The organism is Streptomyces marokkonensis (genome assembly GCF_039539045.1).
GTDB classification, from domain to species: domain Bacteria; phylum Actinomycetota; class Actinomycetes; order Streptomycetales; family Streptomycetaceae; genus Streptomyces; species Streptomyces marokkonensis.
In genome coordinates, this window is sequence record NZ_BAABCQ010000105.1 from 20,697 (window position 1) to 27,401 (window position 6,705).

Here is a 6,705-nt window from a genome sequence, read left to right on the forward strand (position 1 = left end):
TCGTCGTCCGCTGAGGGCACTGGGGCGGGGGCCCCTCCCGTCGACGGGGAGGGGCCCGGCTTGGAGCCGGTTCAGGAGCCGGCCATCTGCCTGGCCTCGGACCAGCGCTTGTTCAGTTCGTCGAAGTAGCCGTCGAGCGACCCGTCCACGGCGCCACGGGCGATGTCGATGAGCTTTTGGCGGTAGTCCGGCTTGGCCAGGCCGATCTCGGAGGCGTTGTCGATGGCGTTGACCTCGGCGGTCTTCGCCTCGGAGCGCTCCACCAGCTTGACATCGTTGTCAATGAAGCCCTTGAGGGTGGCGGGCATGGCCTCGGCCTTCAGGGCGGAGACGGCGCCCTCCTTGGCCGAGTAGCCCGACTCCTCGGTGAACCAGTCGATCCACGCCCGGGCCGCGCTCTTGTGGTCGGAGTGGATGTTGACGGCCTGCTGGTAGTCGGAGACCAGGGTCGCGCAGAACGTGCCCTCCGTCTGTGCCGGTACGGGCATGAAGCCGATGTCGTCGGGGTTCTGGCCCGCCTTCTCGGCCGCGTCCCGCATCTGGTTGATCGCCCAGGAGCCGAGCATCATGCTGCCCACCTCGCCCTTGGCCAGCTGGGTCTTCGAGCTCTCCCAGTTGGTGGTGGCCGGGTCCTTCTCCGAGAGCTTCTCGTGGACGATGTCGTGGAGCAGGGTGTCGAGCACGTTCAGCTCCGTGCCCTTCTCCCAGGGCTTGTCCATCGAGGCCAGCTTGTCCGAAGCCCGGGTGTCGCAGCCGATCGACCCGACACTGTTGGTCCAGGGGCTGCTGAGCGGCCAGCCGTCCTTGAAGTTGGTGTAGTACGGGGTCGCGCCCGTCTTCTCCTGGACGGACTTCAGGTCATCCATGAACTGCTGTGTCGTCGTCGGCCATTCGGTGATGCCGGCCTTCTCCCACACCGCCTTGTTGTAGATGAAGCCGTTGGCGGTGCCGAAGGTGGCGATGCCGTAGGTCTTGCCGTCGACGTCCGTCTTGTCGGTGAAGCGGTAGGTGCTCTTCATCGTCGAGGTGTCACCGAGCGGTGCGAAGAACTTGGGATAGTCGCCCTTGGCGATCACCGAGGGGATCAGCAGGACGTCGCCGTAGTCCTCCGTGTTCATACGGATCTTCACCTCACCCTCGTAGTCGGTGAGGCCCTCGAACTTGACCTTCACCTCGGGGTAGGTCTTGTTGAACTCGGCGGCGTACTTCTTCATCGTCCCGTCCTGGATCAGGTCGGTGCGATTGGTGAGGACGGTGATGTCCCCCGAGACGCCGTCCGGGTTCACCGGCGCGGCGGCGGTCTCGTCGGCGTTCGGGCTCCCGCCCCCGCCGCACCCCGCGACGGTCAGCATCGCGGTGGTCAGCAGAGCGACGCCCAGCGTCCTCTTCCCCATGTGCCCAGCTCCTTCCAAGGATTGCGGCTCGGGCTGCGGTGGTTGTCGGCGACTATGGCAGGCGTCTTTGAACCGGTAAAGCTAAGCGTCGTATCGCGATACTTAATCGTTACCCGCGGTGAATGGGCACGCCGGATGTCGCTGGAAACCACTGTGGCGTGATGGTCGCTCCTGTCAAGTGGTGAGGGCTAGACCGGTTCACTTGTGTGGGGTTAGGTTAGGTCGCGTCGTACATGAAACGGGGCCCGTCCCGCCTAAGGAGCCGCACATGAGGGAAGTCGTCCAGCTCACCGAGGACTGGAGCCTGCGCCACGACGAGAGTCAGCTGCCCGCCCAGGTCCCCGGCTGTGTCCACACCGACCTGCTCACGGCCGGACTGATCCCGGACCCCTTCCTCGGCGTCAACGAGCCGGAGGTGGCGTGGGTCGGACGGCGTGCCTGGACCTACGTCCGGGACGTGGCGGCCACCGACACCGCCGAGGAGGGCCACGAGCGGACGGACCTGGTCTTCGACGGACTCGACACGGCCGCGACCGTCACCCTGGACGGGCGGGAGCTGGGACGCACCCGCAACATGCACCGCCGTCACCGTTTCGACGTCACCGGTCACCACGGTCCGCTGAAGGTGGACTTCGCCTCCGCCTACGACGAGGCCGCGTCGGTACGGGCACTGACGGGTGAACGCCCCAACGTCTACCCGGAGCCCTTCCAGTACATCCGCAAGATGGCCAGCAGCTTCGGCTGGGACTGGGGTCCGACACTGGTGACCGCCGGCATCTGGCGTCCGGTCCGGCTGGAGCGCTGGTCGACGGCGAGACTGGCCGACGTGCGTCCCCTGGTGACGGTCGAGGGCGGTACCGGCCGGGTCGAGGTGCGCGTCGAGGTCGAGCGCACGGAAGCGGGCACGGACCGTTCTCTCACCGTCCGGGCCACCGTCGCCGGCGTCGAGGCCCACGCGGCCGTCGACGGCACGCGGGCCGTGCTGACACTCGACGTACCCGACGTCTCCCTGTGGTGGCCGCGCGGCTATGGCGCGCAACCGCTGTACGACCTCGAGGTGGTGCTGGCCGAGGACGGGGCGGGGGCGGAACCGCTGGACTCCTGGCAGCGGCGCATCGGCTTCCGGAACGTGGAACTGGACCGCTCCGAGGACGAGCACGGCACCGGTTTCACCTTCGTCGTCAATGGCGTACGCGTCTTCGTACGCGGTGTGAACTGGATCCCCGACGACGTCTTCCCCTCCCGGATCACTCCCGAGCGCTATCGCACCCGGCTGCGCCAGACGGCCGACGCGGGCGTGGACCTGGTGCGGATCTGGGGCGGCGGGATCTACGAGGACGACGCCTTCTACGACGTGTGCGACGAACTCGGTCTCATGGTCTGGCAGGACTTCCTTTTCGCCTGCGCCGCCTACCCGGAGGAGCAGCCGCTGCGCGGAGAGGTCGAGGCCGAGGCGCGCGACAACGTTGTCCGGCTGATGCCGCACCCGAGCCTCGTCCTGTGGAACGGCAACAACGAGAACCTGTGGGGCTTTCGCGACTGGGACTGGGAGCCCGCACTCGCCGGCGACTCGTGGGGCGGCGGCTACTACCTGGACCTGCTGCCACGCGTCGTCGCCGAACTGGACCCGACCCGCCCCTACACGGCGGGCAGTCCCTGGTCCGGCTCCTGGGACCACCACCCCAACGACCCGGCGCACGGCACCCACCACTCGTGGGAGGTCTGGAACCGCCGGGACTACGCCGAGTACCGCGACTCGGTGCCCCGCTTCGTCTCCGAGTTCGGCTGGCAGGCACCGCCCGCCATGGCGACCCTGCGGCGCGCGCTGCCCGGCGAACGGCTGGCCCCCGACTCGCCCGGCATGCTGCACCACCAGAAGGCAGAGGACGGCAACGGCAAGCTGAACCGCGGCCTGGAACGCCACTTCGTCCCGCCCGAGGACGACTTCGACCGCTGGCACTACCTCACCCAGGTCGTGCAGGCCCGCGCGATCGCCGCCGGCATCGAGCACTGGCGTTCGCGCTGGCCGGTGTGCGCCGGCACCATCGTCTGGCAGATCAACGACTGCTGGCCGGTCAGCTCCTGGGCCGCCATCGACGGCGACGGAAGACTCAAGCCCCTCTACCACGAGCTGCGCCGCGTCTACGCGGACCGGCTCCTCACCCTTCAGCCGGGCACCGACGGGCCGGGCACCGACGGGCCGGTGCTCGCCGTCGTCAACCAGGCCGCGGAGCCGTGGCAGGCCCCCGTCACACTGCGCCGGATGCGGGCGGACGGCACCGAGGTGGCGAGGCTGGTCCTCGACGCGGCCGTCGACCCCCGGTCGGTGCACCGGCGGAGCGTTCCCGAGGAGCTGGTACCGGACGAGCGGTCGGGCAAGGAGTTCCTCGTCGCCGACTGCGGCGGCCTGCGCGCGCTGCACCTTCCCGTGCCGGACAAGGACTTCGCGTATCCGGTTCCGCGTTACGACGTGGCCGTGGAGTCCCCGGTCGGTGGTGATGCGGGTAGTGTCGAGGTCGTGGTGACAGCACACACTCTGGTACGCGACCTTCTCCTGCAGGCCGACCGGCTCGGCCCGGACGCGGTCTGCGACAGCGGACTGAGCACCCTCCTCCCCGGGGAACAGGCCCGCCTTCGGGTCACGGGGGCCGCCGAGGCCGGAGCCAACGCCGTGCGCGCCGCGCTGTACTGCGTGGAACCGGCGTGAGCGCACCCTCCGAACGCGTCACCATCAAGGACGTGGCCGCAGTCGCGGGCGTGTCCAAGGGTGCCGTGTCCCTGGCCTTCAACCACAAGCCGGGCGTCTCCGAGACCACTCGGGAGCGGATCTTCGCGGCGGCGCGGCAACTGGGCTGGGCGCCGAACTCCTCGGCCCGCAGCCTGTCCCGGCAGTCGGTCGACACCGTCGGGCTGGCCATCTGCCGGCCGGCCCGGCTGCTGGGCCTGGAGCCCTTCTACATGGAGTTCATCTCCGGCATCGAGAGCGTGCTGGCCGAGCGGGACTGCTCGTTGCTGCTGCGGCTGGTCGACTCGCTGGAGGAGGAGATCGTCCTGCAGGAGCGCTGGTGGAGGGAGCGGCAGATCGGTGGCTCGATCCTGGTCGACTTCCACCAGGAGGACCCGCGTGTCGAGCCGCTGCGGAAGCTGGGCCTGCCGGCCGTGGCGGTCGGCCACCCGTCCCTGACCGGAGGCTTCCCCTCGGTCTGGACCGACGACGCCGCCGCCGTCGGCGAGGCGGTGCGTTATCTGGCGGCGTTGGGCCACCGGCACATCGCACACGTGGGCGGCCCCCGCGGTCTGGGACACAGCGCCATCAGGACGACCGCCTTCGAGCACACCATGAGGGAACTCGGTCTCGAGAGCGGCCCGCACGCGGAGACGAGCTTCTCGGGCGACGAGGGAGCACGCGCCACCCGCTCCCTGCTGCTGGCCCCGCAACGCCCCACGGCGATCCTCTACGACAACGACATCATGGCGGTCGCCGGACTCGGCGTCGCCGCCGAGATGGGCATCTCGGTGCCGGACGACCTGTCGCTGCTGGCCTGGGACGACTCCCAGCTGTGCCGGCTGACCCATCCGACGCTGTCCGCGATGAGCCACGACGTGCACGGCTTCGGGGCCCAGGTCACACGCGTGCTGTTCGAGGTCCTCGGCGGCCGCGAGGTCGCCTCCCAGCCGGTGGCGACACCGTCCCTCGTCCCGCGCGCCTCGACCGCGTCACCTCGTTCCTAGGGCGCGGAGGGCTGAGGGGAGCGGACGTGTGAGGGGCGCGGCATCCTGCCGCGCCCCTCACACGTCCCCGCCCGGTGCTCCTGTGCGCCGCTGTATGGAAGGGAAAGGTGTTCGGCACTCGCCCTGGAGGAGGATTGGGGATTCTGACGGCTCGTCCGGTGTAATTGCCGAAACCGGTTAACCACCGGCTGCAAGTGCGGTTCGCGTCACACCTTCCCCGGCGTCCAGCAGTCGCTGCCGCGCCGCTGCCGCCGCGCCGACAAGACCCGCGTCCCGCGCCAGAGCGGCCGGGCGCACCTCGATACCGCGGACGAAGTCGAGCGCCGCGTAGGCGCGCAGATGGCGGCGTAGCGGAGTGAACAGCGTCTCCCCGGCCTGGGCGACACCCCCGCCGATGACCGCGACCTCGATCTCCAGCAGTGTCGCGCTGCCGGCGATGGCGGCGGCCAGGGCCCGTGCCGAGCGGTCGTATGCGGCCAGGGCGCGTTCGTCACCCGCGCGGGCCGAGGCGGCGACGGCGGCGGCAGTCGGTTCCGAGCCCGGCTGCGGGGCCCACCCCGCCTGTACGGCGTACCGGGCGATGGCGGTTCCGCTGGCGTATCCCTCCACACAGCCCCGCCCACCACAGACGCAGGGGGCACCGTCGAGGTCGACGGAGATGTGACCGATGTGTCCGGCGTTCCCCGAGGGCCCCGGCAGCAGCCGGCCGCCCAGAACGTAGCCGCCCCCGACGCCGGTCGAGACCACCATGCACAGCGCGTTGTCCACTCCGCGAGCGGCGCCGAGCCAGTGTTCGGCAGCGGTCATGGCCACGGCATCCCCGAGCAGGACCGGTGCGATACCGGCGAAGACCATGGGGTGGGCGCGCACGCTCTCCACGAGGGGAAAGGCCCGCCAGGCGGGAATGTTCACGGGGCTCACCGAGCCGGCCGCCGTGTCGACGGGGCCCGCGCTGGCGATGCCCAGCCCCCGTACCGTGCCCCAGACCGGGGTGGCGGACAGGGCGTCGATCACGGCATCGACGGTCCGCGCCATGCGGTGGGTGGACTCCCGGGCGGGGGTGGGGAGCTCGACGCGGTGGACGACGGTTCCCCGCTCGTCCACGAGGGCTCCCGCGATCTTCGTCCCTCCGATGTCCAGGGCGGCGTACACCGATTCAGTCCTCTCTCAGACCGGCCGGACCCCGTCTCCACGCACCGCGTACCGACGGCGTTGAGTGGGTGGGGTCCGGTCGGACAACGTTGTCTACAAACAGGGGTGAGGAGACTCACGTGCCGGCTGGGGGTGCGCTCCTTCCCCGTCGAAGTGGATCCACGTTCGTAACGTTAACGGTGTACGAAAAGATTCACGCGACTCATCATGGCCTTGTTATTGAACCGGTATAGCCATCTAGTGCGGCGTGAGCACGGCTGACATCCGAAGCCTCTGTCGCTCAACGGAGAGGGCTCGCCGTCCGTGAGGGCGTGACAGGCGGACTGTGCGCGCATCGGTGCTCGGCGGGGGTCGGCTCGGGGTGTACCCGGTCTGTGCGCCGGAGGGTGTGCACGAGGGTGTGCATGAGGAGTGTGCACCGGTTAAC

Annotated in this window: 4 protein-coding genes; 2 read left to right on the forward strand and 2 right to left on the reverse strand. The window is 69.6% G+C overall.

Annotated features, from left to right (window positions below):
- Positions 1-71: 71 nt before the first annotated feature.
- Positions 72-1,394 (reverse strand): ABC transporter substrate-binding protein, encoded by a 1,323-nt coding sequence (locus ABEA26_RS23675; protein ID WP_345595279.1) that lies wholly within the window; start codon positions 1,392-1,394, stop codon positions 72-74.
- Positions 1,395-1,662: 268 nt separating this feature from the next.
- Between ABEA26_RS23675 and ABEA26_RS23680 the strand changes: the two genes are divergently transcribed.
- Positions 1,663-4,101 carry a glycoside hydrolase family 2 protein gene (locus tag ABEA26_RS23680; RefSeq protein ID WP_345595280.1) on the forward strand — a complete coding sequence of 813 codons (2,439 nt, stop codon included), beginning with the start codon at positions 1,663-1,665 and terminating at the stop codon, positions 4,099-4,101.
- Positions 4,098-5,126, forward strand: a complete 1,029-nt coding sequence (locus ABEA26_RS23685; RefSeq protein WP_345595281.1) for a LacI family DNA-binding transcriptional regulator — start codon at positions 4,098-4,100, stop codon at positions 5,124-5,126. The genes ABEA26_RS23680 and ABEA26_RS23685 overlap by 4 nt, the downstream gene beginning before the upstream one ends.
- A gap of 177 nt (positions 5,127-5,303) precedes the next feature.
- Here the strand turns inward: ABEA26_RS23685 and ABEA26_RS23690 are convergent, their stop codons facing one another.
- Entirely contained in the window at positions 5,304-6,278 is a 975-nt protein-coding gene (locus ABEA26_RS23690; RefSeq protein WP_345595282.1) for an ROK family protein, read from the reverse strand.
- Positions 6,279-6,705 lie beyond the last annotated feature (427 nt).

What these genes read in the sequence shown, in the direction of transcription:
- ABEA26_RS23680 (WP_345595280.1), top strand. Translation starts at nt 1,663, where the DNA reads ATGAGGGAAGTCGTCCAGCTCACCGAGGACTGGAGCCTGCGCCACGAC.
- ABEA26_RS23675 (WP_345595279.1), bottom strand. Translation starts at nt 1,394, where the DNA reads ATGGGGAAGAGGACGCTGGGCGTCGCTCTGCTGACCACCGCGATGCTG.